Origin of the sequence: Nocardiopsis sp. EMB25 (genome assembly GCF_026797795.1) — a bacterium.
Classification (GTDB): Bacteria; Actinomycetota; Actinomycetes; order Streptosporangiales; family Streptosporangiaceae; genus Nocardiopsis; species Nocardiopsis lucentensis.
Map to the genome: position 1 here is coordinate 4,597,627 of NZ_JAMTDN010000001.1, position 22,645 is coordinate 4,620,271.

General features: G+C 71.8%; 32 protein-coding genes. 19 read left to right on the top strand and 13 right to left on the bottom strand.

The window, feature by feature from the left end; all coding sequences use genetic code 11:
• Positions 1–134: 134 nt before the first annotated feature.
• Positions 135–1,379 carry an LPXTG cell wall anchor domain-containing protein gene (locus KIK06_RS20110; protein WP_268644676.1) on the bottom strand — a complete coding sequence of 415 codons (1,245 nt, stop codon included), beginning with the start codon at positions 1,377–1,379 and terminating at the stop codon, positions 135–137.
• Positions 1,380–1,851: 472 nt separating this feature from the next.
• Between KIK06_RS20110 and KIK06_RS20115 the strand changes: the two genes are divergently transcribed.
• The 5 genes from KIK06_RS20115 to KIK06_RS20135 all read left to right on the top strand — a co-directional run bounded on the left by KIK06_RS20115 (position 1,852) and on the right by KIK06_RS20135 (position 5,256).
• Positions 1,852–2,760, top strand: a complete 909-nt coding sequence (locus KIK06_RS20115; RefSeq protein WP_268644677.1) for an N-acetylmuramoyl-L-alanine amidase — start codon at positions 1,852–1,854, stop codon at positions 2,758–2,760.
• A gap of 70 nt (positions 2,761–2,830) precedes the next feature.
• Positions 2,831–3,088, top strand: coding sequence for a DivIVA domain-containing protein (locus tag KIK06_RS20120; protein ID WP_268644678.1), 258 nt, complete (start codon positions 2,831–2,833; stop codon positions 3,086–3,088).
• 27 nt (positions 3,089–3,115) lie between these two features.
• Positions 3,116–3,796 carry a DivIVA domain-containing protein gene (locus KIK06_RS20125; RefSeq protein ID WP_268644679.1) on the top strand — a complete coding sequence of 227 codons (681 nt, stop codon included), beginning with the start codon at positions 3,116–3,118 and terminating at the stop codon, positions 3,794–3,796.
• A gap of 129 nt (positions 3,797–3,925) precedes the next feature.
• Positions 3,926–4,867 (top strand): peptidase M48, encoded by a 942-nt coding sequence (locus tag KIK06_RS20130; protein WP_442789783.1) that lies wholly within the window; start codon positions 3,926–3,928, stop codon positions 4,865–4,867.
• A gap of 128 nt (positions 4,868–4,995) precedes the next feature.
• Entirely contained in the window at positions 4,996–5,256 is a 261-nt protein-coding gene (locus tag KIK06_RS20135) for a DUF6504 family protein (protein WP_017600580.1), read from the top strand.
• Between the two features lie 550 nt (positions 5,257–5,806).
• On the opposite strand, the gene KIK06_RS20140 is transcribed toward KIK06_RS20135, so the two are convergent.
• Positions 5,807–6,301 (bottom strand): NUDIX hydrolase, encoded by a 495-nt coding sequence (locus KIK06_RS20140; protein ID WP_268644680.1) that lies wholly within the window; start codon positions 6,299–6,301, stop codon positions 5,807–5,809.
• 52 nt (positions 6,302–6,353) lie between these two features.
• Positions 6,354–6,938, bottom strand: a complete 585-nt coding sequence (locus KIK06_RS20145; RefSeq protein ID WP_268644681.1) for a GNAT family N-acetyltransferase — start codon at positions 6,936–6,938, stop codon at positions 6,354–6,356.
• 164 nt (positions 6,939–7,102) lie between these two features.
• Between KIK06_RS20145 and KIK06_RS20150 the strand changes: the two genes are divergently transcribed.
• Positions 7,103–7,399, top strand: coding sequence for an MTH1187 family thiamine-binding protein (locus tag KIK06_RS20150; protein WP_017600577.1), 297 nt, complete (start codon positions 7,103–7,105; stop codon positions 7,397–7,399).
• An 87-nt stretch (positions 7,400–7,486) separates the two neighbouring features.
• Here the strand turns inward: KIK06_RS20150 and KIK06_RS20155 are convergent, their stop codons facing one another.
• The 4 genes from KIK06_RS20155 to KIK06_RS20170 are packed head-to-tail and all read right to left on the bottom strand — an operon-like array spanning position 7,487 to position 11,557.
• Positions 7,487–8,275: a DUF1295 domain-containing protein gene (locus KIK06_RS20155; protein ID WP_268644682.1), complete on the bottom strand. Its 789-nt coding sequence runs from the start codon at positions 8,273–8,275 to the stop codon at positions 7,487–7,489.
• Positions 8,272–9,522, bottom strand: a complete 1,251-nt coding sequence (locus KIK06_RS20160) for an SAM-dependent methyltransferase (RefSeq protein ID WP_268644683.1) — start codon at positions 9,520–9,522, stop codon at positions 8,272–8,274. The genes KIK06_RS20155 and KIK06_RS20160 overlap by 4 nt, the downstream gene beginning before the upstream one ends.
• On the bottom strand, positions 9,519–10,283 hold the full coding sequence (locus KIK06_RS20165) for a DUF1365 domain-containing protein (RefSeq protein ID WP_442789829.1): 765 nt from the start codon (positions 10,281–10,283) through the stop codon (positions 9,519–9,521). Before KIK06_RS20165 ends, KIK06_RS20160 begins: the two co-directional genes overlap by 4 nt.
• Positions 10,277–11,557, bottom strand: coding sequence for an NAD(P)/FAD-dependent oxidoreductase (locus tag KIK06_RS20170; protein ID WP_268644685.1), 1,281 nt, complete (start codon positions 11,555–11,557; stop codon positions 10,277–10,279). The genes KIK06_RS20165 and KIK06_RS20170 overlap by 7 nt, the downstream gene beginning before the upstream one ends.
• Before the next feature lie 124 nt (positions 11,558–11,681).
• Here KIK06_RS20170 and KIK06_RS29270 point away from each other — a divergent pair, with 124 nt between their 5' ends.
• The 3 genes from KIK06_RS29270 to KIK06_RS20180 all read left to right on the top strand — a co-directional run bounded on the left by KIK06_RS29270 (position 11,682) and on the right by KIK06_RS20180 (position 13,409).
• Positions 11,682–11,912 carry a hypothetical protein gene (locus KIK06_RS29270; RefSeq protein WP_327084655.1) on the top strand — a complete coding sequence of 77 codons (231 nt, stop codon included), beginning with the start codon at positions 11,682–11,684 and terminating at the stop codon, positions 11,910–11,912.
• A 47-nt stretch (positions 11,913–11,959) separates the two neighbouring features.
• Positions 11,960–12,190, top strand: coding sequence for a hypothetical protein (locus KIK06_RS29275; protein ID WP_327084656.1), 231 nt, complete (start codon positions 11,960–11,962; stop codon positions 12,188–12,190).
• Positions 12,191–12,323: 133 nt separating this feature from the next.
• Positions 12,324–13,409 (top strand): barstar family protein, encoded by a 1,086-nt coding sequence (locus KIK06_RS20180; protein WP_268644686.1) that lies wholly within the window; start codon positions 12,324–12,326, stop codon positions 13,407–13,409.
• A 161-nt stretch (positions 13,410–13,570) separates the two neighbouring features.
• Here the strand turns inward: KIK06_RS20180 and KIK06_RS20185 are convergent, their stop codons facing one another.
• Both KIK06_RS20185 and KIK06_RS20190 read right to left on the bottom strand, forming a co-directional pair.
• Positions 13,571–14,047: a GNAT family N-acetyltransferase gene (locus KIK06_RS20185; RefSeq protein ID WP_268644687.1), complete on the bottom strand. Its 477-nt coding sequence runs from the start codon at positions 14,045–14,047 to the stop codon at positions 13,571–13,573.
• Complete coding sequence (locus KIK06_RS20190; RefSeq protein WP_268644688.1) at positions 14,044–14,562, bottom strand: hypothetical protein; 519 nt, start codon at positions 14,560–14,562, stop codon at positions 14,044–14,046. The genes KIK06_RS20185 and KIK06_RS20190 overlap by 4 nt, the downstream gene beginning before the upstream one ends.
• Before the next feature lie 70 nt (positions 14,563–14,632).
• Here KIK06_RS20190 and KIK06_RS20195 point away from each other — a divergent pair, with 70 nt between their 5' ends.
• The gene (locus KIK06_RS20195) at positions 14,633–15,130 is read left to right on the top strand and encodes a hypothetical protein (protein ID WP_017600568.1); all 498 of its coding nucleotides are present in this window, start codon (positions 14,633–14,635) and stop codon (positions 15,128–15,130) included.
• A 316-nt stretch (positions 15,131–15,446) separates the two neighbouring features.
• Entirely contained in the window at positions 15,447–15,788 is a 342-nt protein-coding gene (locus KIK06_RS20200) for a hypothetical protein (RefSeq protein WP_268644689.1), read from the top strand.
• A gap of 79 nt (positions 15,789–15,867) precedes the next feature.
• On the opposite strand, the gene KIK06_RS20205 is transcribed toward KIK06_RS20200, so the two are convergent.
• A complete protein-coding gene (locus KIK06_RS20205) occupies positions 15,868–16,395 on the bottom strand; it encodes an ATP-binding protein (protein ID WP_268644690.1) in 528 nt (175 codons plus the stop codon).
• A gap of 186 nt (positions 16,396–16,581) precedes the next feature.
• Between KIK06_RS20205 and KIK06_RS20210 the strand changes: the two genes are divergently transcribed.
• From KIK06_RS20210 to KIK06_RS20245, 8 genes are all read left to right on the top strand, one after another.
• Positions 16,582–17,388 carry a helix-turn-helix domain-containing protein gene (locus KIK06_RS20210; protein ID WP_268644691.1) on the top strand — a complete coding sequence of 269 codons (807 nt, stop codon included), beginning with the start codon at positions 16,582–16,584 and terminating at the stop codon, positions 17,386–17,388.
• Positions 17,385–17,558: a DUF397 domain-containing protein gene (locus KIK06_RS20215; RefSeq protein WP_268644692.1), complete on the top strand. Its 174-nt coding sequence runs from the start codon at positions 17,385–17,387 to the stop codon at positions 17,556–17,558. Before KIK06_RS20210 ends, KIK06_RS20215 begins: the two co-directional genes overlap by 4 nt.
• A gap of 332 nt (positions 17,559–17,890) precedes the next feature.
• Positions 17,891–18,310: a hypothetical protein gene (locus KIK06_RS20220; protein WP_268644693.1), complete on the top strand. Its 420-nt coding sequence runs from the start codon at positions 17,891–17,893 to the stop codon at positions 18,308–18,310.
• A 115-nt stretch (positions 18,311–18,425) separates the two neighbouring features.
• Positions 18,426–18,656, top strand: coding sequence for a FitA-like ribbon-helix-helix domain-containing protein (locus KIK06_RS20225; protein WP_268644694.1), 231 nt, complete (start codon positions 18,426–18,428; stop codon positions 18,654–18,656).
• Entirely contained in the window at positions 18,653–19,048 is a 396-nt protein-coding gene (locus tag KIK06_RS20230; RefSeq protein WP_268644695.1) for a type II toxin-antitoxin system VapC family toxin, read from the top strand. Before KIK06_RS20225 ends, KIK06_RS20230 begins: the two co-directional genes overlap by 4 nt.
• A 131-nt stretch (positions 19,049–19,179) precedes the next feature.
• Positions 19,180–19,575, top strand: coding sequence for a hypothetical protein (locus KIK06_RS20235; protein WP_268644696.1), 396 nt, complete (start codon positions 19,180–19,182; stop codon positions 19,573–19,575).
• 29 nt (positions 19,576–19,604) lie between these two features.
• A complete protein-coding gene (locus KIK06_RS20240; RefSeq protein WP_268644697.1) occupies positions 19,605–20,237 on the top strand; it encodes a hypothetical protein in 633 nt (210 codons plus the stop codon).
• Between the two features lie 63 nt (positions 20,238–20,300).
• Entirely contained in the window at positions 20,301–21,131 is an 831-nt protein-coding gene (locus KIK06_RS20245) for a potassium channel family protein (protein ID WP_268644698.1), read from the top strand.
• Positions 21,132–21,145: 14 nt separating this feature from the next.
• On the opposite strand, the gene KIK06_RS20250 is transcribed toward KIK06_RS20245, so the two are convergent.
• The 3 genes from KIK06_RS20250 to KIK06_RS20260 all read right to left on the bottom strand — a co-directional run bounded on the left by KIK06_RS20250 (position 21,146) and on the right by KIK06_RS20260 (position 22,577).
• Positions 21,146–21,430 (bottom strand): putative quinol monooxygenase, encoded by a 285-nt coding sequence (locus KIK06_RS20250; protein WP_268644699.1) that lies wholly within the window; start codon positions 21,428–21,430, stop codon positions 21,146–21,148.
• 98 nt (positions 21,431–21,528) lie between these two features.
• Positions 21,529–22,167 carry a class I SAM-dependent methyltransferase gene (locus tag KIK06_RS20255; protein WP_268646088.1) on the bottom strand — a complete coding sequence of 213 codons (639 nt, stop codon included), beginning with the start codon at positions 22,165–22,167 and terminating at the stop codon, positions 21,529–21,531.
• 38 nt (positions 22,168–22,205) lie between these two features.
• Positions 22,206–22,577, bottom strand: a complete 372-nt coding sequence (locus KIK06_RS20260) for an STAS domain-containing protein (protein WP_026127954.1) — start codon at positions 22,575–22,577, stop codon at positions 22,206–22,208.
• Positions 22,578–22,645: the final 68 nt, after the last annotated feature.

A 22,645-nucleotide genomic window follows, 5' to 3' on the forward strand; every position in this document is an offset into this window, starting at 1 on the left:
CTGACGCCGTGGCGCGCGTCGCGCGATAAACGCATCACCCGTGGCGACGCGAAGGGGCCCCGGGGGCGTCGTCGCCCCGGGGCCCCAGGCCCGGATCAGCCGATCCGACGCCTCGTCGACTCTCGCCGCTGCGCTCAGCCCTCGCTGGACTCGTCGGCGGCGGCCGCGGTCTTCCTGCGGCGCGCGAAGAAGGCGGCCAGGCCACCACCGGCCGCGACCGCGGCACCCGCCGCGATCAGCCCGACCACCGGGGAACCGGTCTGGGCCAGCGGCTCGACGCTGCGCTGCTTGGGCTTCTCCTCAGGCACCTCGCGTTCGGCGGGCGGGTTCTTGTCGTCACCACTGTTGCCGTTGTCGTCACCGTTGCCGTCGCCGTCACCGTCGGTGCCCTCGTACATCTCCTCGGTGACGCTGGCGATGGCCTCACCGAGGGGGTACTCGAACTCGAGGACCCCGGCCACGGAGACGGACACGCCACCGGCCGTGTAGGCGTCATACCAGTGGAGGCCCTCCTCCTCGACCTCCCAGGTCTGCTCGGAGTGGCCGACCCCGATCGACGACGCGTGGGTGCTGACGTCCACGGTGAGGTCACCGGGCTCGAAGGAGTGCGTGACCTCACCGCCCCAGGTCTGGGTGGTGGTGACGGTCATCCCGGTGATCGTGGCGTCCAGAACGAGCTCCTCGCCGCTCGCGGTGAGCTCGGTGTTCTCCTCGTCGAGCTGGACGGACTCGTTCGCGTCACCGGTGGCGCCCGGAGAGGACTCCGGGATGGCCGTCGGCTCCGGCGCGGGCTCCTGGGAGTCGGAGTCGCTCGGGGCGGGTTCGTCGGACGGCTGGCCGCCGGGCTCGGTGGGCTGGTCGCTCGGGGCGTCGGCGTCCCCGTCGTTCTCCGGGGCACCGGAGCCGCCGTCTCCTGTGGCACCGTCCCCCTCGGAGTCGCCGTTGCCGCGATCCGGCCCCTCCGGGGGCTCAGGACTCGCGGGGTCCGACGGCTCCACGGGCTCCTCCGGCTCAGAGTCCTCGTCGTCCTCGTTCTCGTCGAGGATACGTTCAAGGTCGTCGGCGGTGACCTGGATCCGGGCGCTGTTGACCACGGTGGTGGCCTGCGCACCGGAGGCGTCGACGGTCGCACTGGTCTCGGCGTCGATCGTCAGGTAATCCTCGACCGCACCGGAGAAGGAGTTGCTGGCCGAGTCCTCGAAAGCGACGGCGGTGGACGCCACACCGTGACCGTCGGCGATGTCGGCGTAGGCCCAGCCGTACTGGTAGACCCCGGCGTTCGCGGGAACGGCGGTGGCGACGGTGAGCGCGCCGAGGGCGGCGAAGGTGGCGCCGCCCTGCACGATGCGGCGCGCCGCGAAACGGGCAGTGTTCTTCAAGTCAATCCTCTTCGGATCGTCCCAACCCGCACTGTCGGGCTGGCCTGGTCGCACGTTCCGTCAGCACGGAGAAGGAAGGACTCGAACCGCGAAACAGAACCAGGAGACTATGGGGGACTGAAGGTGGCCAGAGACAGGGGCGCCTTCGAGTGAACGGGGGTCGCGGCGGATTCGACCTGCGCGGACACGAGCCACCTGGACAGGGACCACGCCCCATTCCTCCACACCAAGGATACTCCAACCAAATAGCCCAATTCACCCGAAACGCCATTACGGAATGGTCACATTAGGCGCATTGACACCCTTCGTAACCATTCCTGTCGTCTTTTCAGATTCTTTGTGGAGTGTGTAAACCTGCCACCGCGACACGCGTCCCAACAATGGGTGCGTCGCTCGCGAACCGCCCCGCGCCGGAGTTCACGGCCCCCGCCTCTTGGTTCCCTCACCCCGCCGAGCCGCTACGTTGTGGGGCATGCCCACCTCCGTTCCCCCTGGGCCCGCCGTCCGGCACCGCCTCGCGCTGTCCCTGACCGCCCTGGCCCTGCTCCTCACGCCCGCGTGCTCGGCGGTCTCCGACGCCGCGTCGGGCGACGGACCCACCGCCGCACCTCCGCTCCCCGCCCCTGAGGACGGTGACGGCAACGGAGCCACGGACACCGACGGCGGCGACAGCACCGGCGGTGACGGCTCCCCCGCGGACACGCCGGCGGGCGGAGGGCCGCTGAGCAGCCGGGTGGTCGTCATCGACCCCGGGCACAACGGCGGCAACGCCGAGGCCCCCGACGAGATCAACGCCCAGGTTCCCGCGGGCCCCGGGGAGAAGTCCTGCGACACGGTGGGGGCGCAGACCGCCGACGGCTACGCGGAGCACGAGTTCAACTGGGCCCTGTCCCTGCTCGTGCGCGACCGCCTGGAGGCCGACGGCGCCACGGTCGTCCTCACCCGGGACGACAACGAGGGTGTCGGTCCCTGCATCGACGAGCGGGCGCGGATCGGCAACCAGGTCGACGCGGACGCGGCCGTGTCCATCCACGCCGACGGAGGGCCGGAGTCCGGACGCGGGTTCCACGTGATCACGCCCGGCGAGGTCCCCGACTTCACCGACGACATCGTGGAACCGTCCCGTCTTCTGGCCGAGGACCTGCGCCGCGAGTACCGGGACGGCACCGGCATGCCCTACGCCGACTACCTCGCCGACGAGGGCCTGGACGAGCGGACGGACCTCGGCGGGCTGAACATGTCCGACGTTCCCAAGGTCTTCCTGGAGGCGGGGAACATGCGCAACCCCGAGGACGCCGACCTTCTCAGCGACCCCCGGTGGCGGGAGGACGCGGCGGACGCGGTCGCCCGCGGGGTGGCCATGTACCTCCTGCGGAGCTGACCGGCCGACGGCGTCCGCCACTGACCGTCTCTCCCTGGCGCGGGCCCGGGCGTCTGGGCATAATGCGGGGATGACCTCCCCCGACTCCCGCCCCGAGTTCGACGTCGTCCTGCGCGGCTACCACCGCACGCAGGTGGACGAGGCCGTCGGCCGCGCGCGTGCCGCGCTCTCCGGCGACCCCTCCCCCACCCCGATCACCGCCGGGCAGCTGCGCGCCACCCTGTTCGACGTGGTGCTACGCGGCTACGACCGCGCCCAGGTGGAGGCGTACTTCCAGCAGCTCACGGACGACCTCGCGGAGATCGAATCACGGAATACCCAGGGATAACCCTCTGAGAACCTCCTGAACTGCACAATGGGGACCATGCCTCTGACACCGGCGGACATCCGCAACAAGAAGTTCCACACGGTGCGTCTGCGCCCGGGGTACCACGAGGAGGACGTCGACGATCTCCTCGACCGTATCGAGGCCACTCTGGTGGCCCTGGAGGGTGGACCCCGGAGTGGTCCGCTGCTGACCGCCGACGACGTGCGCAACTCTCGGTTCCGGACCACCCGGTTGAGCCCCGGATACCGGGAGGACGAGGTGGACGACTTCCTCGACATCGTCGCCGCGGACCTGGCCGGACGCGGTCTCGGCGGCCCCGGTGGCCACGGCGGTCCGCCACCGCTGCCGACCCACCCCTCCCCCGAGGCGGCCTACGGCCACGGCGGCCACGAACCGGCCGCTCCCCAGGAGAGGCGACGTGAGCACCGGCCACGGCTCACCGCCGCCCACATCAGGGAGCAGCAGTTCGCCACGACCCGGCTGACCACGGGCTACAACGAACAGGAGGTGGACGACTTCCTGGACCGGGCCGAGTTCACGATGGACGTCATCCAGCAGGGCCGCCCGGAGCGGGCGACGCTCACCTCCGCCGAGGTCGAGAGGGTCCAGTTCGCCACGACCCGCGCCCGGCCGGGGTACGACCCGGCACAGGTGGACCGGTTCCTGGACATCCTCGCCGAGGAGCTCCGAAGGCACGAGGAGCGCTGAGCGCACACTCGGTGACCGGACACGCCGTCCCCCGGCAACCCCATACCCAGGGCAGCGAAAAGTAATATTCCGTTACAGGGAGTGGCGAGCTTCCGCTGTTCACGGATCCGCGGCCCGAGGGGAGGCGGGATGCCACACGCGACGCCCCAGGGCGGCGGTGCGCCCGCCCGTGCGTCCCGCGGGGCACCGTACTGCTCGCCGTCGGTGGCGCCGGGGTTCGCGCACGCGTGCGCGAACGGCGTCCGCGCGGTCGGGATGTGCGGGCACGGGGCCGAGGAGCCCGACGAGGAGTTCGTCCCGACCAGGGCGCACCCGTGGGAGACACCCCTGCTGGTGGTGTGCGTACTGGTGGGGGTGGCGCTGGTCGCGGCCGCCGTCCACACCCTGTGGACGGCGACGGGGTCGTGGGCCTGGACGGCGATCGCCGCGGCCGCGATACCCGCCGCGTGTTGGACGGTACGGGGCCTGCGGTACGCCCGCGAACGCGCGGAGTCGGTGAAGATCTCACCGACGCAGTTCCCCGAGGCCTACCGGTCGGTGGTGACGATGTCCTCCGCGATGGGCCTGGCCCGACCGCCGGAGGCCTACGTCCGGCCGACGCGCGGCCGGATCGTCACGGACGCCGCCGCGCACGGCCTGCGGCGGTACCTCGTCCTGCCGCAGGAGCTGTTCGGCCCCGACGGTCGGCCACGCGATCCGGACGTGCTGGCGTTCCTCGTGGCGCACCAGTTCGGGCACGTGGCCGCCGGGCACACGTCGTTCTGGCGGAGGGTGGCGACACTGGGCGCGGAGCTCGTGCCGGGTCTGGGGACGGCACTGGCGCGGACCATGGAGTACACCGCCGACAACCACGCGTACGCACACCACCCGGAGGGTGTGCACGCCGTCCGGTTCCTCGCGGCGGGTCCCGACCTGTACACGCGGGTGAACATGGGCGAGATGGCCGACCGGGCGCGGACGGACCGCGGGGGTTCGCTGCTGCTGTACCACCTGCTGACCCGGCGCCCGAGCAACACGCGGCGGATGGCGGCGCTGCGGGACCGAAGGAGACGCGGCCGGGTGCTCCTGTGACAGATGTTTCCGTTCGGGGGTGGAGGCAGCGGTGGTGGCTCTGAGGTGGGACGACATCGTCCGAAGCCGGTGAGGTCCTCCCGCCGAGAACTTGACTTGTTCGAACTCATGTTCGATAAACTGTACGCGTGAGTCTTCTGAACGAACGGATCGACGTCCGCTCCACCGACGACGGGCACCCCGCCCGGTTCACGTGGCGCGGTCACACCTTCCGCGTGCGCAGGATCATCGGCGACTGGCCCGCCCGCCCGGAGCGGCCCGGCGTCCCCGCCACGCAGACGCACCTGCTGCGGGTCTCGGCGGAGTCGGAGTCCGGCGAGCCCAACATCATCGACATCACCCGCGACGTGTCCTCCGACCACTGGACGATGCGCCGCAGATGGCACTAGGCGGTGTTTTTTGGGTCCTCCGCTTCGCTTCGGACCGTGTTCGGGCACCCTCAAGGCAGGGATTCTTCATCCTCGTCCTCGCCTGTCGCTCGTTCCTCGCTCGCGGCTCGACTCGTCTTGCACAACCCTGCCGGCGCCCGAACGACACCCCCTCGGGTGACCGTTCCAAGAAACAGGCCCTAGGTCGTGTTCCGCGAACACGTACTCCGCCGCGCGACGAGCGGCATCCGCGGAACACGCCCCCGGCGGTGTCCTTCGGGGCCTCCGCCGCGCCCCGTCCCGCCCACGGACGTCCACGGCGCGGCGCCCACCGTTCGCAATCCCGGACGGCACCCCGGACGACCGCCCCGAAGAACGGAACCCGGGCCGGTGTGACCGCCCTTCCCGCCGTCCGGGGGAAGGGCGGTCGCACGTTCGGGGACGGCACCGGCGGAACGGAACGCGCGGCCCCCGGAGCGCGGGCGTTCGGGGGGCAGTTGGGGGCGGAAGACGGCGCCGAGTGTGGTCATGGGAGCGTTCCTACCGCCCGGCCCCGGCCGCGCGACGGGGTTCAGCGCGCCCGGGAACCGGAGGGGGCGAGGTGGAAGTAGGGCTCGGCCCGGTCCTCACGGGCCCAGGTGATCCGGTCCAGGATGCGCCGGGGCATCTCCGGCAGGTCGGCCACGGGGAACCACCGCACGTCCATCGACTCGTCCCCGGAGGCGTCCGGTTCGCCGCCGACGTAGCGGCAGCGGAAGGAGATGTCGAGCATCTGCACCACGTCGCCGTTGGGGTAGGTGTAGGGCTCCTGGGCGACGACGCTGGTCATGCGCTCGACCTCGACCGTCAGTCCCGTCTCCTCCCACACCTCGCGGACGGCGGTCACGGCGGGCTGCTCGCCCGGTTCGAGGATGCCGCCGGGGGTGCACCAGCGGCCGTCGTCGAGGCGCTGGTGCAGGAGTACGCGGTCGTCGTCGCCGAGGACCACCGCCGTCACCCCGGTGAGCGGCAGGAGTCCGTGGCCGACGTGGCGGCGCAGTTCCAGGATGAAGTCCGGGACGGGCATGGTCGGCAGCCTATCGGTGACGGGGTGCGCGCGCCGGGCTCGCGGCCGGGTGTCAGCGGGATCGCGCCGCGCGCAGGTCGGCGTACTCGTGGGCGAGGATCGACATGAGGACGGCGTCGTGCCACTCGCCGTCCCAGTACAGGTGGTCGCGCCAGACGCCCTCGCGGACGAAGCCCGAGCGGGCGTAGGACCTCTGGGCGCCCGTGTTGAAGTCGAACACCTGGAGCGCCACCCGGTGCAGGCCCGCCACGGTGAAGGCGTACTCCAGGACGAGGTCGGTGGCCTCGGTGCCGTAGCCGTTGCCGGTGAGGGACATGTCGTTGAGGGCGATGCGGTAGTCCACGCCGCCGTTGTCGGCGTCGAGGTCGATGAGCGCGCAGCCGCCGACGCAGCGGCCGTCCTCGTTCCGGAGGATCACCCAGTCGGCGCGGTCGGCGTGGGACGGGCGCGAACGGGCCCAGTCGCGGACCTGCCGCTCGGTGAACGTGGTGTGGGTGCCGGTCAGGCGGCGCACGTCGGGGTCCAGGTCGGTGAGGACCGGGACGAGGTGCTCGCCCGTCCGCTCGTCGAGGGGTTCGAGGCGGACCCGGTCGCCGATGAGGGCGGGCTGGTCGCGGAAGACGTCGGAGGGCACCATGCCCGGGATCCAACCACGGGGCCGGAGCCCGGGCCAACCGGTTTTCCGGGGTGCCGGGTCACCGCCGGAGGGGTTCCCGTGTCGCGGATCGCACTGTGGGGCGGGGGACTCGGTTACCGTACCCGTGGCACCGACAGCGACCCCGACACAGCCAAGGAGTGCCCATGCTCGTCGCGTTCTCAGTGAGCCCCCTGGGTGAGGGGGAGTCCGTGGCGGAGTCCGTCGCCAGGGCGGTCAAGGTCGTCCGCGACAGCGGGCTCCCCAACCGCACCGACGCGATGTTCACCACCGTGGAGGGTGAGTGGGACGAGGTGATGGACGTGGTCAAGCGCGCGGTGGAGGCGGCCGGCGAGGGCGCCGCCCGGACCTCCCTCGTGCTCAAGGCCGACATCCGACCGGGCGTCGAGGGGGCGCTCGACGGGAAGGTGGCGGCCGTCGAGGAGCACCTCCGCGACATGTGACCGGGGAACGCCGGGCGGGCGACGGAAACATCACGGAGGTCAGGTCACGGGCCCGTTGACGTGCGTCGACCGCCGCCCCGCCGGCGGTCACCTCCGCCGGGGCGGCCGGGGCAGGAAGGCACTGGTCCGGTCGGCGTACTCGGTCCAGCCGGGCCGGTCCGACATGTACTCGTCCAGCAGCCGCTGCCCCGACCCCCGGGTAAGCAGGTAGGTCATCACCGCCAGGGAGGGCAGCGTCAGCAGCGCCCACCAGGACCCGCAGGCGACCAGGAACAGCCCCCACCACACGCAGGCGTCCCCGAAGTAGTTGGGGTGGCGGGTCCACGCCCACAGACCCCGGTCCATGATCCGGCCCCGGTTGGCCGGGTCGGCCTTGAACCGGCGCAGCTGGGCGTCGCCGACCGCCTCGAAGGCGAACCCGAACAGCCACAGGGCCGCGCCCGCGAACGCGACCGGGCCGAGCTGCGACGACGTGTGCGCGGACACCTGGACGGGGAGGGAGATCAGCCAGATCAGGCCGCCCTGGAGCAGGTACACCATCCGCAGGGCGTAGGCGTCGCGGCTGCCCGGCGCGCGGGACAGGAGGCGGTCGTAGCGGGGGTCCTCCCCGTGGCCGAGGGCGCGCGTGCCGATGTGGGCGGCGAGCCGGACACCCCACACGGCCGTGAGCGCGAACAGCAGCCAGGCGCGGGCGGGGTCGGCGGTCGCGAGCAGGGCGCTGATCCCCGCGACCGCGACGAAGCCGATCCCCCATGCCACGTCGATGACGCTGTGCCGTCCCACCCGTCTGCCGATGACGAAGGCGCCCAGGACCAGGGCCAACAGGGCCGCCGCGGTGGCGGCCAGGTTCACTCCGAGCGCGGCCACGGCCGTCACGCCCTCCGCTCCATGACGAACTGCTCGACGTCGAGCATCCCCGCCCGGAACCCCGCCTCGCAGTAGGAGAGGTAGAAGGTCCACATGCGGCGGAAGACGTCGTCGAAACCGAGCGCGGCGACCCGGTCGGCCGCGCCCTCGAAGGCCTCGCGCCACAGGCGGAGGGTGTCGGCGTAGTCGGCGCCGAACGCCGTCCGGTCGACGATCTCCAGGGAGGTGCGTTCCCGCAGCTCCCGCTCGATCACCGTCGCCGAGGGGATCAGCCCGCCGGGGAAGACGTACTTGTGCATCCAGGTGTAGGAGCCGCGCGAGGCGCGCATCATGGCGTGCCCCATGGTGATGCTCTGGAGTCCGACCCGTCCGCCGGGGCGCGTCAGGCGGCCGAGCGCGGTGAAGTAGACGGGCCAGTAGAGGTCGCCGACGGCCTCGATCATCTCCACGCTGACCACCGCGTCGTAGGCGCCGGTGACGTCCCGGTAGTCGCACAGCTCGACGGTGACCAGGTCGGACAGGCCGGCGGCGGCGACGCGCTCGCGGGCCAGGTCACGCTGCTCGGCCGAGAGCGTGACCGAGGTGACCCGCGCGCCGCGCCGGGCCGCGCGCAGGGCGAGTTCGCCCCACCCGGTGCCGATCTCCAGCAGCTCCGTGCCCGACGTGACCCCGGCCCCGTCCAGGAGGCGGTCGATCTTGCGTCCCTGGGCCCCGGCGAGGGTGGCGCGGGTGCGCGGCTCGTCGGGGGCGAACAGGGCGCTGGAGTAGGTCATGGTCGGGTCGAGGAAGGTGGCGAACAGGTCGTTCGACTGGTCGTAGTGGTGGCTGACGTGCCGCTTGGCGCCGCCGCGCGTGTTGCGCTCCGAGGCGGGGCGCCGGGGAAGGGTGACGTGCCGGAGCGGCTGGAGGGGGCGCGGCACGAGGTCCTCGTAGACGCGCGCGAGCGCGGTGAGCAGCCCGACCAGGTCGGGGGAGTCCCACTCGCCCGCCATGTAGGACTCGCCGAGGCCGATGAGGCCGTCGGCGGCCAGTCGGCGGTGGAAGGCGTCCGGATCGCGCAGGAGGAGGACGGGGGCCTCGCCGCCACCGGTGGGCTCGCCGTCACCGACGTGCACGTGGACGCCGAACCGCTCGGACACCCGTCTGGTCAGGAGGCGGGCCAGACGGGCGCGCACCCCGGCGGCGGGAACCCGCGCCACGTCGGGCCAGCGCTGGGCGTCCACGGTCGGGGGCGGCGGTGTGCTGATCGTGTTCATGGTGTGTGTCCTGCCTGTTCGTGGGATGCGTGGTCGTCGGACGCGCGGGGCTGGCGGGACTGGACCGGGAGGCCTCGGAGGTAGAGGCCGATCCCCTGGATCCGGATCCGCAGCGCGTCGGTCAGGGGCGCGACGGGGTGGCGCAGGGCCAGCCGTGCCAGCGACGCGGCGTTGACGGGCCGGTGCGTGCCGCGGACGGAGGCGGTGAGGGGCGGCCGCCCCTCGCGGTGCAGGGCGACGGTGAGGGCGAGACGGCTCCCCGGGGACGGGAGGCTGAGGCGGTAGCGGCCCTCGACCCGGTTGAAGGGGGACACGTGGAAGACCTTGTCCGCCTCCGCGCGGCCCCGCGCGTCGGTCTCCAGGAGGTAGCGGTGGCGGCCTCCGTAGGTGTTGTGCACCTCGGCGACCACGCACCGGAGGGAGCCGTCGCGGCCGTGGCACCAGTAGACGGTGAGCGGGTTGAAGACGTGGCCGAGCACCCGAGCATGGGCGAGCATCAGGACCCGGCCGCCGCCGAGGTCGACACCGTGCCCGGCGAGGAAGGCCTCGAGGTCGGCGCGCAGGGTCGGCGCCGAGCCGGCGCCGTGGTCGGCGGCGCGGAAGTCGCACCACAGCCGCAGGGGCCACCGGGGGCGCGGGACGTCGTCGAGGTCGACGAGCCAGTAATAGGTGCCGTACGCGAAGGCGTTGCGCACCGGTTCGGCGCGTACGTGGCGGACGGTGGCCTCGTACAGGGCCGGAACCGGGACCGTGTTCACCAGCGCACCCCCAGGCTCGCGGCCGCCACGACGCCCGAGCGGCACCCGTCCTCGTGGAACCCCCAGCCGTGGTGGGCGCCCGCGAAGGCCACCAGGCCGTCGTTCAGCTCCCCCAGTCGGCGCTGCGCGGCCACGGACTCCGGGGTGTAGACGGGATGGGCGTAGTCCATCCCGGCGATGACGGCGTCGGGTTTGACCGCGCCGTCGTCGTTGAGCGTGACGACGTACTGTTCCGCGCCGTCCAGGCGCTGGAGCCGGTTCATGTGGTAGCTGACGCGCACCGGGTCGCCGTCGGGGTCGCACGAGGCCAGGCGGTGGTTCCAGCTCGACCACGTGCCGCTGTCGCGCGGGAGCACGGAGGTGTCGGTGTGCAGCAGGGTGCGGTTGCGGGAGTAGCGGAAGGCGCCGAGCACCTCGCGCTCGGTGGGGGTGGGCGCCTCCAACAGTTCCAGTGCCTGGTCGGCGTGGGTGGCGACGACCGCCGCGTCGTAGTCCTCCTCCTCGCCGTTCACCCGCAGCCGGACCCCCGAGCGGGTCCGCGCCAGGGAGGTGACCCGCGCTCCGGTGCGGACGCTGTGCAGGTTCTCGACCAGCCGCTCCACGTAGACGCGTGAGCCTCCCGAGACCGTCCGCCACTCGGGCGAGCCCCACACGCCGAGCATGCCGTGGTTGGCGAGGAAGGCGAAGAGGTAGCGGGCGGGGTAGTCCAGCGCGGTGCCCGACGGGCACGACCAGACCGCCGACACCAGCGGCAGCAGGAAGTGCGCGACGAAGTAGGGGCGGAAGCGGTGGGCGCGGACGAAGTCGCCGAGCGTGGGCTCCCGGGGTCCGACGTGGTGCCGCACGCGCAGGACGCGCCGGGCGGCGCGGTGGAAGCGGGGGATCTCGGTGAGCATGTGCGCGAAGGCGGGACCGCGCCCGGAGCGGCCGGGCAGCAGGGCGAGCGGGCCGCGCGCGCCCGCGTACTCCAGGCCGCAGCCGTCGCAGCTGACGGACATGCTCATCTCGGTGGGCCGGGTGGCCACGCCGAGTTCGTCGAACAGCCGCAGCAGCCGGGGGTAGGTGCGGCGGTTGTGCACGATGAAGCCGCTGTCGACCCAGGTCCCGGGGGCGGGGCCGACCCGGTGCGTGTGCGCGTGTCCGCCCGGGCGGTCGTCCGCCTCCAGCAGCGTGACCTGGAAGTCGTGGCGCAGCACGTGGGCCGCCGTCAGTCCGGCGACGCCCGCGCCGATGACCGCGACCCGCCTGCGCGCGGATGTGTTCTGGCCGGTGACCATGCGTCCTCTCCGCTCGTCCTCTCATGGGGTGTGGGGGATTCGGAGCGACCACCGTGGTCGGATTGCCCGTCATCGGTCACGAAACGGCGGCGGAGGTGTCCGCGGGCCGGGCTATCTTTCCGGCATGGACGAGCTGGAGTTTCCCCCGATGCTGGCCGACCTCGTGCGGGTCACCGGCCGCCTGGTGGCCGACCTGGAGCTGTTCGAGCGGTTCGGGCACCCGGACGAGACCGCGCAGTGGTTCCGGGCCTGGACCGACAGCGACGAGGCCGACGGCCGGGAGTTCCGCCTGTTCGCGATGGAGGGGGCGGCGGGCTCGTCGGTCTGTGGCTGGTCCGCGAGGGGCGGCCCCTGACCGAACAGCCCGTCGTCTTCGTCGGCTCCGAGGGGGAGCTGGCGGTCATGGCCCCCGACCTCGGTTCCTACCTGTGGCTGCTGGCGCACGGGGTCCACCCCTTCGTGGCCCTGGGGGAGGAGCCCTGTCCCACCGGCACCAGCCCCGAGGTCGTCGCGGTGGCCGAGCGGCACGCCCCGGGCGCGCGTCGCGGCCCGGAGGAGATCCTCGAACTGGCCCGGGAGGAGTTCCCGCGTTTCCGGGAGCACGTGGACGCCCAGGACGCGAACCGCCGGTAGGAGCGGGCGTGTGCCGTGGCTCCCACCGCACGGGAGGTCCTGGCCGCGATCGCGGCCAGGAGCGGGTCCCGGGACACCCTCGAACGCGCCCTCCCGCCGCCGGCGTGACACCCGGTGCGGCATGATTCCCGTCGTGCGTGGGAATGGAGACCGCCGCCGACACGGGCGGTACGAACTGGCGGAGACGGAGCACGGCCACGTCTGGGGCGTGTGCGCGGAGGTGGACGGGCTGTTCGGGGAACCCCGGCGCGGGACGTACGAACTGTTCGGCTGGGGACCGGAGGGCGCCGGGGCACACGGCTGGGTCGGGGACCGGGTGTGGCTGGTGCCGGAGGACGAGGAGCTCGGTCCCTGGCTCCTGGAGGACGCGGAGAGCCTCGGGCGGCACTCCGGGGCGGGCGGTCTCGTGCTCACCGGGCTGGACGACCACGAGGGCCCGCCCGAGGGGTACAGGGGCGCCGTCCGGGTGCACGACCAGCACCGGTGGCTGGGCTCCTGCCGGGAGTTCGCCCGTGTCCTGCCGCCCGAGCGGGCGGCGCCCCCGCTCGTCCTGCGGGGACTCGCCCCGGGTGACCGGCTGCGGGCGGCGTTGGCGAAGGGCACCCGGCGGGCTCTGGACCTGGAGGAGGCCGCCCTGGCGGTACGGGACGACCGGGGCGAGCCGCTCACCGAACGGCTGCTGTGGGCCCGGGTCGTCGACTGGTGGCCGCACGCCCACGGGACGGACCTGATCGACCTGGCGCTCGACGGGGAGTCGTTCACCCCCGTCCCCGAGCACGCACGGCCCCTCTGGGAGCGGTGGTTCACCGGGCCGCCGGATGCGTCCGGGGCCTGGAGCGGCCTCGGCACCCGGGAGCGGTGGGCCTGGCTCGACCTCGTCCGGGAGCGGGGCTGCCGACAGGCCGACCAGGACCGGCCCGCCGGTCACACCTACGAACTCGACGGCCGGTGCGTCACCGACGAACCGGGGCTCTACCTGGCGCTCGGCGAGGCGGTGAACGGACCCGGGGGGTACTTCGGCGGCTGCCTGGACGCCATCGTCGACTGTCTGCGCGGCGGCCTCGGCCGCACCGCCCCCGCGACCCTGCTGTGGCGGGACGCCGCGACCGCACGCGAGCACCTGTCCCGGGCCCTGGGACCGGACGGTCGACCCTACGACCTGTTCGCCGAGGTACTCGACGTCCTGGCCGAGGGCGGCACGCGCGTCGTCCTCGCCTGATCCGGGTCCGGCTCACCAAGACGCGTCCTCAGACCCGGGCGCCTCGCGGCCGCGCGGGAGGGCCTGGCCGCGATCGCGGCCAGGAGCGAGTCCGGGACGCCCTCGAACGCGCCCTCCCGCCGCCGGCGTGACCGGGACCCCGGCCAGCCGCTCGCCGTCGGCTACGCGTCCCCGTCCGCGGCGACCGGGAGCGTGTAGCGCAGCTTCTCCTTCGCGCGCGCCCCGAGCCGGTCGTAGAAGCGGATCGCGTCCTCGTTCCAGACCGGGGTCTGCCACTGCACCTCGGTGAGGCCGAGCCCGCGTGCCGTGTCCGCGACCGCGTCCATGATCCGCGCGCCGAGCCCCGCCCCCCGGGTCCCGTCGCGCAGGAAGAGGCAGTCCATGTGCAGGTACTCGCACCCGTCCCAGGTGGAGACCTCCGGGGAGCAGGTCGCGTACCCGACGACCTCGCCGTCGGCGTCCTCCGCCACGAGGCAGTGCAGGCGGGGTTCGGCCCGGCCGAAGAGGAGGGCGCCGAGCCGTTCGGCGAGGTCCGGGGCGGGCGGCGGGGCCTTCTCGTAGGCGGCGTGCTCGGCCGCCAGCGCGGCGACGCGCGGCAGGTCCTCGGGGCGGGCGCGCCGCACGTTCGCCGCGCTCACCGGGACGCGCCCTCGATGACGTCCTCCGACCACGTGGTGAGCCGGTCGGACACGTCCCCCTCGCCGTCGAGGACGTGCCAGGCGAACACGTCGCGCTCGTGCGCCAGGATCTCGGCCTCCCAGACGCAGGGCGCCAGCCCCACGCGCCCCGGCCGGAGCAGGTCGGGGCGTCCGGCCGGACCGGTGAAGATCGCCAGGTCGGACATGTGGCCCTCGATCCAGCTGTGGACGAGGACGTAGTCGCCGTCGCCGCCCGCGTGCGCGATGACCACGGCCAGCCCGAGGGAGCCCCGGGACTCGCCGAGGGACAGGTGGCCCTCCGCGATCCGCAGCGCCTCGTCCTCGTCCCCGTCCGTCACGGTGCGCCCGGGCGCCTCCAGGGCGTAGGCCTTGACGAGGTGGCCGCTGATCTCGCTGGTGCCCAGGAACCGCATGGTGCGTTCGTGGTGGTCCTCGGAGAGGGCGAGGAGTGCCTTGGCGTCGACTGCTTCGGGGAGGTCCGCGTGTTCGCTCATCCCGTCATTATGGTGACCCCCGCCGACCGTCCTGAGGCGGGATGTCCCTACGGGGCGGTAGCTTTCGGCCATGCCCGATCTCGCCTTCCCCCCGATGCTGGCCGACCTCGCCCGGATCGGGGCCACCGGCCCACCCGAGTTCGAGATGTACGAGCGGTTCGAGGATCCCGACGACACCGCGTGGTGGTACCGGCAGTGGACCGGCAACGATGAGGCCGACGGGAGCGAGTTCCGCTTCTTCGGGATGGAGGGCGCGGGCGGTTACGTCGGCCTGTGGCTGGTCCGGGAGGGGCGGCCCCTGACGGAGCAGCCCGTGGTGTACCTCGGGTCGGAGGGGCAGACCGCGGTGATGGCCGCGGACCTGGCGTCCTTCCTGTGGCTGCTGGCCCAGGGGATCGGACCGTGCGAGGTCGCCTACGACGAGGAGCCCGAGGGCGTCGATCCCGACGCGGTGGCGATCGCCGAGCGCCACGCCCCGGACTCGCGGCGGCCGTGGCGGGAGATCCTCCGGCTGGCCGGGGAGGAGTTCCCCGACTTCGAGGGGTACGTCGACGACCAGTGCCGCTGAGCGGACGGTCGCAGCGACAGGCGCGACGAGCCGTCCGGCCGCTGTGCGAGCGCGGCCCGCGGGCGGGTGAGCCGGGTGAATTCTCCTCTGGACGGAGGGCGTTCCGAAGAACCGGCCGGGGGTGGCCACTATCGGCCCCGGTGAAACGGACTACCCCGGATGGCGCCCGGGCATCCATCCGTACGGCTGCTGTCGGATGCAGCCGTTCCGATGTGCGATCGGGTGAAGAATTCCGACGGCGTGAATGTGATCAGGACAGCTGGTCGCGGTCGGATTTTCTCTTCCCCCGTTCCTCCACCCCGAGCCGAGGAGAGATATGAAGAAGAAGCTGTTGCTCGTGGCCGCGCTCGCGGCCCTGGTCACCGGATGCGCTCCCGCTGCCGCACAGGCCCCTTCGGACGCCGAGCGCATCGCCGAACTCGAACGGCGTGTGGACGAACTGGAGCGTGAGATCTTCCCGATTCGCTTCGCCACCTACGAGGACGGTTATGACGACGGGGAGGCCAGCGCGTCCGAACATATGGCCTTCGTTCCGAATCCTTGCTCCGGAATCCCGGACCATGCGTACCAGGAAGGTGCCTCTGAGGAGTACAAGCGAGGGTACGACGACGGATTCGCGGACAAGTGGACGGAGTACTGCGGCCCCGAGAACCCGTAAAAGCGATCCGAACGCCTCTGACGGGGCCAGTTGACGAGGGCCGTTCGCCCCTCCCCCTCCGGCAGGGGCGGACGGCGGTCTAGACGACCGCCAGGAGTCCGGGGGCGACGTCCCGCTCCAGGAGCACGCGGACGGTCAGCGGCCCGCCCGCCGAACCGCTCCAGTCCCAGTACGACGCCAGGGCGTCGACGATGCGGAGTCCGAATCCGCCGCCCCGCAGCGGGTCCCCTCCCTCCTCGATCCGGGGCACCGGGATCGTCGGGCCGGGGCGGGGACCGTTGTCGGTGACGGTCAGGATGAGGACGTGGCGGCGGCGCTCGACCACCACCGTCACGGCCCCGCCGGGGTCGCCGGACCGGGTGTGCCGGTGGGCGTTGGTCACCAGTTCGCTGGCCACCGCGACCAGAGGGAAGGCCGCGTTGGGCGTGGTGCGGGCGATCTGGTGCGCCCACACGCGGGCGATACGGACGTGGCCCGGGTCGTGGCCGAGCACGATCCCGCACCGGTGGGGATCGGCGAAGCTCAGCCGCCGGGGCGGTGGGACGATCGCGGTGCGCTGGCGGGGGACGCCCGTCGCGGGCTCGCGTCGCGGAGTAGCCTCGTTCATGTTCGTACCTGTCGTCCTGAGAGCGCGGGTGTGAACCGGGTCCCGGGGCCGTTGAAGCGATCGCCGGGACTTCCTCGTTCCTCAGGCTGTGGCAGGGGCCGGACGCGAGGAAAGCGGTTCTACGGGATGGCGGGGATCTGGGGACTTCCGTACGTACGCGTACGCGTTCACTGACAGGCTGTACGCATGGACGAACCCCAAAAGCCGGAGTGGGTCAGGTTCGGTCAGCGGGTGAAGCGGCTGCGTAGGCGGCAGGGGCTTTCGCTCAACGAACTCGCCAGGAGGACGGACTGGTCGGCGTCCTACCTCGGCAAGATCGAGAACGCGACAAGAGCCCCGAACGGGGACGTGGTGACCGCGCTGGATCGTGCGCTGCGTACGAACGGCGCCCTGCTCCGCGAGTGGGGGGACGTGCTCAAGGCGAGGACGGAGCCCGAGTGGTACCGGCAGTCGCGTGACTACGAGAAGCGCGCCCGGGAGATCCGCTTCTTCCATCCCCTGGTCGTTCCGGGCTTCTTCCAGACTTCCGAGTACGCACGGCTGCTCATCTCACAGTCGGTCCCGGGCGCGTCGGAGGACCACATCCAGAACGTCATCCGTACCCGGGCATCGTGGCGCGCGGACCTGAGAACCGACGCTGGCCTGGCCCTCAACGTCATCCTGGCCGAGACCGCGCTCTCGCTGCCGATGCCAGCCGAGGTCATGGGTGAGCAGATCGAGCGGCTCGTCCAGGAATCCGAACGGGCCAACATCACCGTCCAGATCCTCCCGGCGGGGGTACCCGACCTCGCCTGGATCAATGGACCATTCAGGTTGATATACATCGGGGACGAGCAGGCCGTCCTGTGCGTGGAGCACCCGGTTGGGGAGCTCCTCTTCGCCGACACCCGTGAGATCCGCAACCTGGAGGCGGTCTTCGGCAGGCTCCAGGCGTGGGCACTCCCCCCGGACTCCTCAGCGCGGAAGTTGAAAGAGATGAGGCAGGCACTGTGAACAGCTGGCACAAGTCGAGCTACAGCATGCGCGATCAGAGCTGCGTGGAGGTCAACGAAACCCCCCAGACCGTCCTGATCCGTGACACCCAGAACAGAGAACTCGGGCACCTCACGTTCGGTGCCGCCGAGTGGACCTCCCTCGTGGACTCCCTCAGGCGGCACGGCTGAGCACCACACGCACCATGGGGCGCCCCTCCGTTCGGAGGAGGCGCCCCTTTCGCTTTCACGGGCACTCCGCGCAGCACACCAATTCAGGCAAACATCACCAATAAAACTATCGCGACAAAACGGGCTGGTTCTTCTCCCCACCCGCCCTGAACTGGCACAACAAGAAACCTGGTTCTCCCGGCCCACCTTTCCCACCGAAAATTTCGCTCCTCCCCCCGAACTCCCCTAATCTGTGTCCCAACCACAACCGCACACACGAAGACCCCGCGACGTTTGAAAGACATCCGGGGCCGTGGCCAGCAACTCAACTCTTTAACCGAAAGATTGCCGACATGGCCTATTCTATCCCTGCCCTCCTGCGCCCAACCCTGGAGATCCTGAGGGCCCTCCTCTCCCCCGCGCGCGGGCGCCACTCCGCTGCCGCCGCCCGCCGTCGCCGCTCCACCCGGGTCCGCCGCTACGCGCCGATGCCCGCTCCGGAGCAGGCCGCCGCCCCGGCTTCCCGACCCGCTCCCCGGCTGACCCCGCCGCCCGCGCCGGTCCCGGCCGACGATGTCGCCCTCGTGCGCCCCTACTACACCGCCCACGAACGCGACCTCTCCCGCGCCCAGCACGGGGCCGCCGCCCGCCTGCGCTCCTGGGGAGCCAGCCCCGACCCGATCCCCGCGCCCCGGACGATCCCCGAGGGCGATCTCCTCGCGCCCGACCATCCCTCGTTCACCGCCCGGAACCGGACGGCGGTGGCCGTCTGATGCGCACCGCCACCGAGGAACCCCGCCCGCTCGTGTTCTGGGAGCACCGCGTCTACCCCGGCGGCCTCGCCCGCCTTTGAATGCATCATGCTTCCAATGGAGATGGAATGCTTTCATGACTGCTCTCACCATCCGCGACATGCCGGAAGAAGTCGTCAGGGAGATGAGGATCCGCGCCGCCAAGGCCGGGCAGTCCCTCCAGGCGTACGCCCGCACCGTGCTCACCCGTGACGTCTCCAAGCCCACCCTGGCCGACGCCGTGGAGGCCGCCCGTCGTACCGCTCAGTCTGACGTCACCGTCTCCGACGTCCTGACCGCCATCGATGAGGGGCGAGCCGGACGTTGATCGTCACAGACCACTCAGCGCTCGTCGAGATGCTGACAGCGGTCGGCCCGGTCGGTTCGGCTGTGGCCGACCGGGTGGCCGAAGACGACCTCCTGTGTGCCCCGTACCTTCTCGACACCGAGGTCATGTCGGCACTCCTCGGCATGGCTCGCGGCGGGAAGATCACGCCGGACCAGGCGGACGCGGCGATACTCGCCTATGGACGGCTACCGATCGACCGATACGACGCGCTTCCCCTGTGGCCCCGTGTGAAGGTGCTCCGCGCGAACCTGTCCGCCTACGACGCCACCTATGTGGCACTGGCCGAAGCCCTGGGAGGCACGCTGGTCACCAGCGATGCCCGCATAGCCCGCAGCGGTGCGGCCCGATGCCCGATCGAGGTCTTCGACTAGGACGAACGCGAACCCGCGCCGGGGTCCGGCCACATCCGGCCTGACTATCGACCCTGCTCGAGGCGGGCGACTACCCTCGGGTGCGCACCACGGCCCCATGCCTCCCGCGTCACCGTTCCCCGAGGAGCCCCGTGAACTCCATCCCTCTCCCGTTCCTGGTGGGCCCGGTCCTGACCTCGCTCACGGGTATCGGCATCATCGTCTGCGGCCTCATGGCCCCGGTGGGCCGCAAGGGCCTCACTCTGACCAGCGGCGCTCTCGTCCTGGTCAGCGGGGCCACCGACCTGATTCTCGCGCTCTGGTCCATCCCGATCCACTCGTTCATCGGCCCGTATCTCGGCTTCAACGCGGCCGGTCTCGTGATCGATTTCATCTCCTACCTGTCCTTCGCCCTGTTCGGCGCCGGGATCATCCTCCTGGTGTTCGCCGCCACGCGCCGCCACGCGAAACCCGCCGTCAGCCCCGCACCAGGTGCACCGCGACCGCCCCAGGGCCCCCACCAGACCGGTCCCGTGGTCAAGCGCTGACCTCACCGACAACGACAGCGGAGCCAATCATGATCTACCTCGTTCTCAGCATCCTGTTCACCATCGCGGCGCACCTCGTACCCGGCGTCATCGCGCTGGTGCGCGCCGCCGGGTCACCCAGCGGCAAGGGGCTCATCTTCGCTGGCGGTGGACTGCTCGCCCTGTGCGGGGTTGCCATCATCGGGTGGCGAATCTGGTACGACTTCGCCATCTTGGCTCCGTTCGGGAACACGGTCGCCGGGGGACCGATGCCGTACATGGGGCTGGTCGCCACCTACAACATCGTCCGCCCCGTCCTGGTGACCATCGCGATCGGTCTGCTGCTGTTCGCCGTGCTCAGCGCGCGCGGCAAGGGTCAGCCCACCGCCCCGGCACCGCACGGATTCCCGCAGCACCAGCCCGCCCAAGGCCACCACGTCCCACCGCACCACCCGGGCCACCCGGGTCAGCCGGGCCACCCGGGTCAGCCGTACGGTCACCAGGCCCCGGGCGCTCCCCAGCAGCGGTTCCAGGCGCCCCAGCAACCCCAGCCGCCGCAGGCACCGACCGGCCCCCAGCACCCCGGTCAGCCTCAGGCCCCCTCAGGTCCCCAACGGCCCCAGGGACCCACGGGACCCACGGGACCCCAGCCGCCACAGGGTCCCCAACCCGGCCAGCGGTAAGAGCAACCCCATCGCGACCTGCGCGTTTCCCCGAGTCCATCCGAGGCTGATCGAATCATGACCGTGGACGAACCCCAGACACGCACCGACGCCCGCAGCCCCGAACGTCTCGAACGGTGGCAGAACGCCACCGAGTGGCCCCTGCTCGCCCTGGCCGTGGGCTTCCTGGCCGCCTACGCCTGGCCGATCCTCGACGCCGACCTGTCCGAACAGTGGCAGGACGTCTGCTCCGCCGCCGCGTGGGTGGTCTGGTTCGCGTTCACCGTCGACTACGCCGCCCGCCTGTACCTGGCCCCGGACCGGTGGGCGTTCGTCCGCGCCAACCTCCTCGACCTGGCCGTCTGCCTGCTGCCGATGCTGCGCCCCCTGCGGCTGGTGCGGCTGCTCAGCGTGGTGTCCATCCTGCACCGGAAGCTGTCGGTGTCCGCGCGCGGGAACGTGGTGCTCTACACCGCCACGCTCACCGTGATCATCCTGCTCGTGGCCTCGCTCGCCGTCCTGAAGGCCGAGCGCGACGCCCCGGGCGCCAACATCACCACCATCGGCGACGCCTCCTGGTGGACCCTGGTGACGATCTCCACGGTCGGCTACGGCGACCACTACCCGGTGACGGACACGGGACGGCTGATCGCGATCTGCCTGTTCATCGTGGGCATCGCCCTGCTCGGTGTCATCACCGGCGTCCTGGCCTCCTGGTTCGTCAAGACCATCGAGGGTGAGAAGAGGGACGCCGAGGACGCTCTCACGAGGGTGGAGCTGCGCGAACTCCGGTCGCTGGTCGTCGACCTCAAGGCCGAACTCGACCGCACCCGGGCCGGGAACGGGCGGGTGGACGAAGGCGGGAACGGTCAGGTGACCGGACGCGTCACCGAACCGGCCGACCGCTCCGACTGAGCGGTGGCCCGGTGTCAGGGAGCCCCGACGGAGGAGACGACGTACCGGGCCACCGAGGCCGACACGATCTCCTCCTCCTGGTCCTCGGCGGGTCCGGAACCCCGGAAGCGCTCCAGGTCGGCCTCGGACTCCCACCGTTCGTAGATGTTGATCCTCGCGGGGTCGAGCAGGTCCGGGGAGAGCGCGAAGTCCAGGCACCCCGGCGCGGAACGAGCCTGTTCCACGACCGCGGAGCAGCCCCGGAGGTAGGCGTCGCGGTCCGACGCATCCACAGTGATGCTTCCGGCGATGATGAGCACGGTCGTCGTCCTCTCGGTAGGGGGTGGCCGGTCGCGGCCAGCTTAGGGAGGAGGGACGACGATCCGCCCGGTCCCGGGCACACGCGTCCCCGGTGCCCCTACTCCGGACGGGTGTACACCAGCGAGTACCGCCACATGAGCAGACGGCGCAGGTGCGCTCCGGGCAGGTGCCGTGCGGCGGTGGCGCCGATCTCCCGCAGGCTCGTCTCCGGGTCGCGCATGGGCATCCTCTCGGCACCGTCACAGATCCGCGCCAGGTCGGGTGTGCCCGTCGCGAGTCGGGCCGCGCGCAGCCCCAGACCGATCGCCCACTGCGGCCCGAGCGCGACCAGGCCGGCGGCGAGGTCTCCCCACCCCTCCTCGCGGTAGAGGCCGAGGACGGCCAGGGCCCCGCCGGGTTCCAGGAGGGAGGACAGCCGTTCGAGGGTCGGGCCGAGGGGCATGTGGTGCACGCTGGCGATGGCGCTGACGAAGCCGTACCCCTCGGGGGCGAGCTCGGCCTCCTCCAGACGGGCGTGCTGGTAGCGCACGGGCAGGCGGGGCGGCGTCCGTTCGCGGGCGAGCCCGACCATGTCCGCCGACGCGTCCACGGCGTCGACGGTCAGGCCGCGCTGGGCCAGCGCCCGGGCAAACCGCCCGTCACCGCACCCGACGTCGAGGGCGCGGCTCCGGCCAGAGGGCACCTGGCGGAGGAGATGACCGTGATAGTGGCTGTTGTGGTCCCACGACAGATCGATGGGACTGGAGGGCAGGAGTCGGGTCACGCTCCCGAAGACTACCCAGCCTGACGCTTGGCCTCCAGGGCGTCCATGGCGGCGATGGCGGTGGCCACGGTCTGGTGGACCGGGACCTGGCGGTGCAGGCCGACCAGGCGGACGACCTTGGTGACGCGCTCGTTCAACGCGGCCAGCGCGAGGGAGCCGCCCTGTTCACGGACGGTTCGGTAGGCGTTGATGATGACGTTGAGTCCGCTGGAGTCCATGAAGTCCAGGGCGGACAGGTCCAGGATCAGGAACGACCCGTGGTCGTCGATCGCGGACTCGATGTGCTGCTGGAGGTCGGCGGCGGTCGCGATGTCGAGCTCACCCTCGATCGCGACGATGACACTGCGGCTGTCTACTCGCGTGCTCAGTCCAAGCCTGTGCACGATCACTCCTCCCGGCCCCACGTCGGATGGCGGGGGTCCCTTCGTCTCACCATACGCAGACTGGCGGA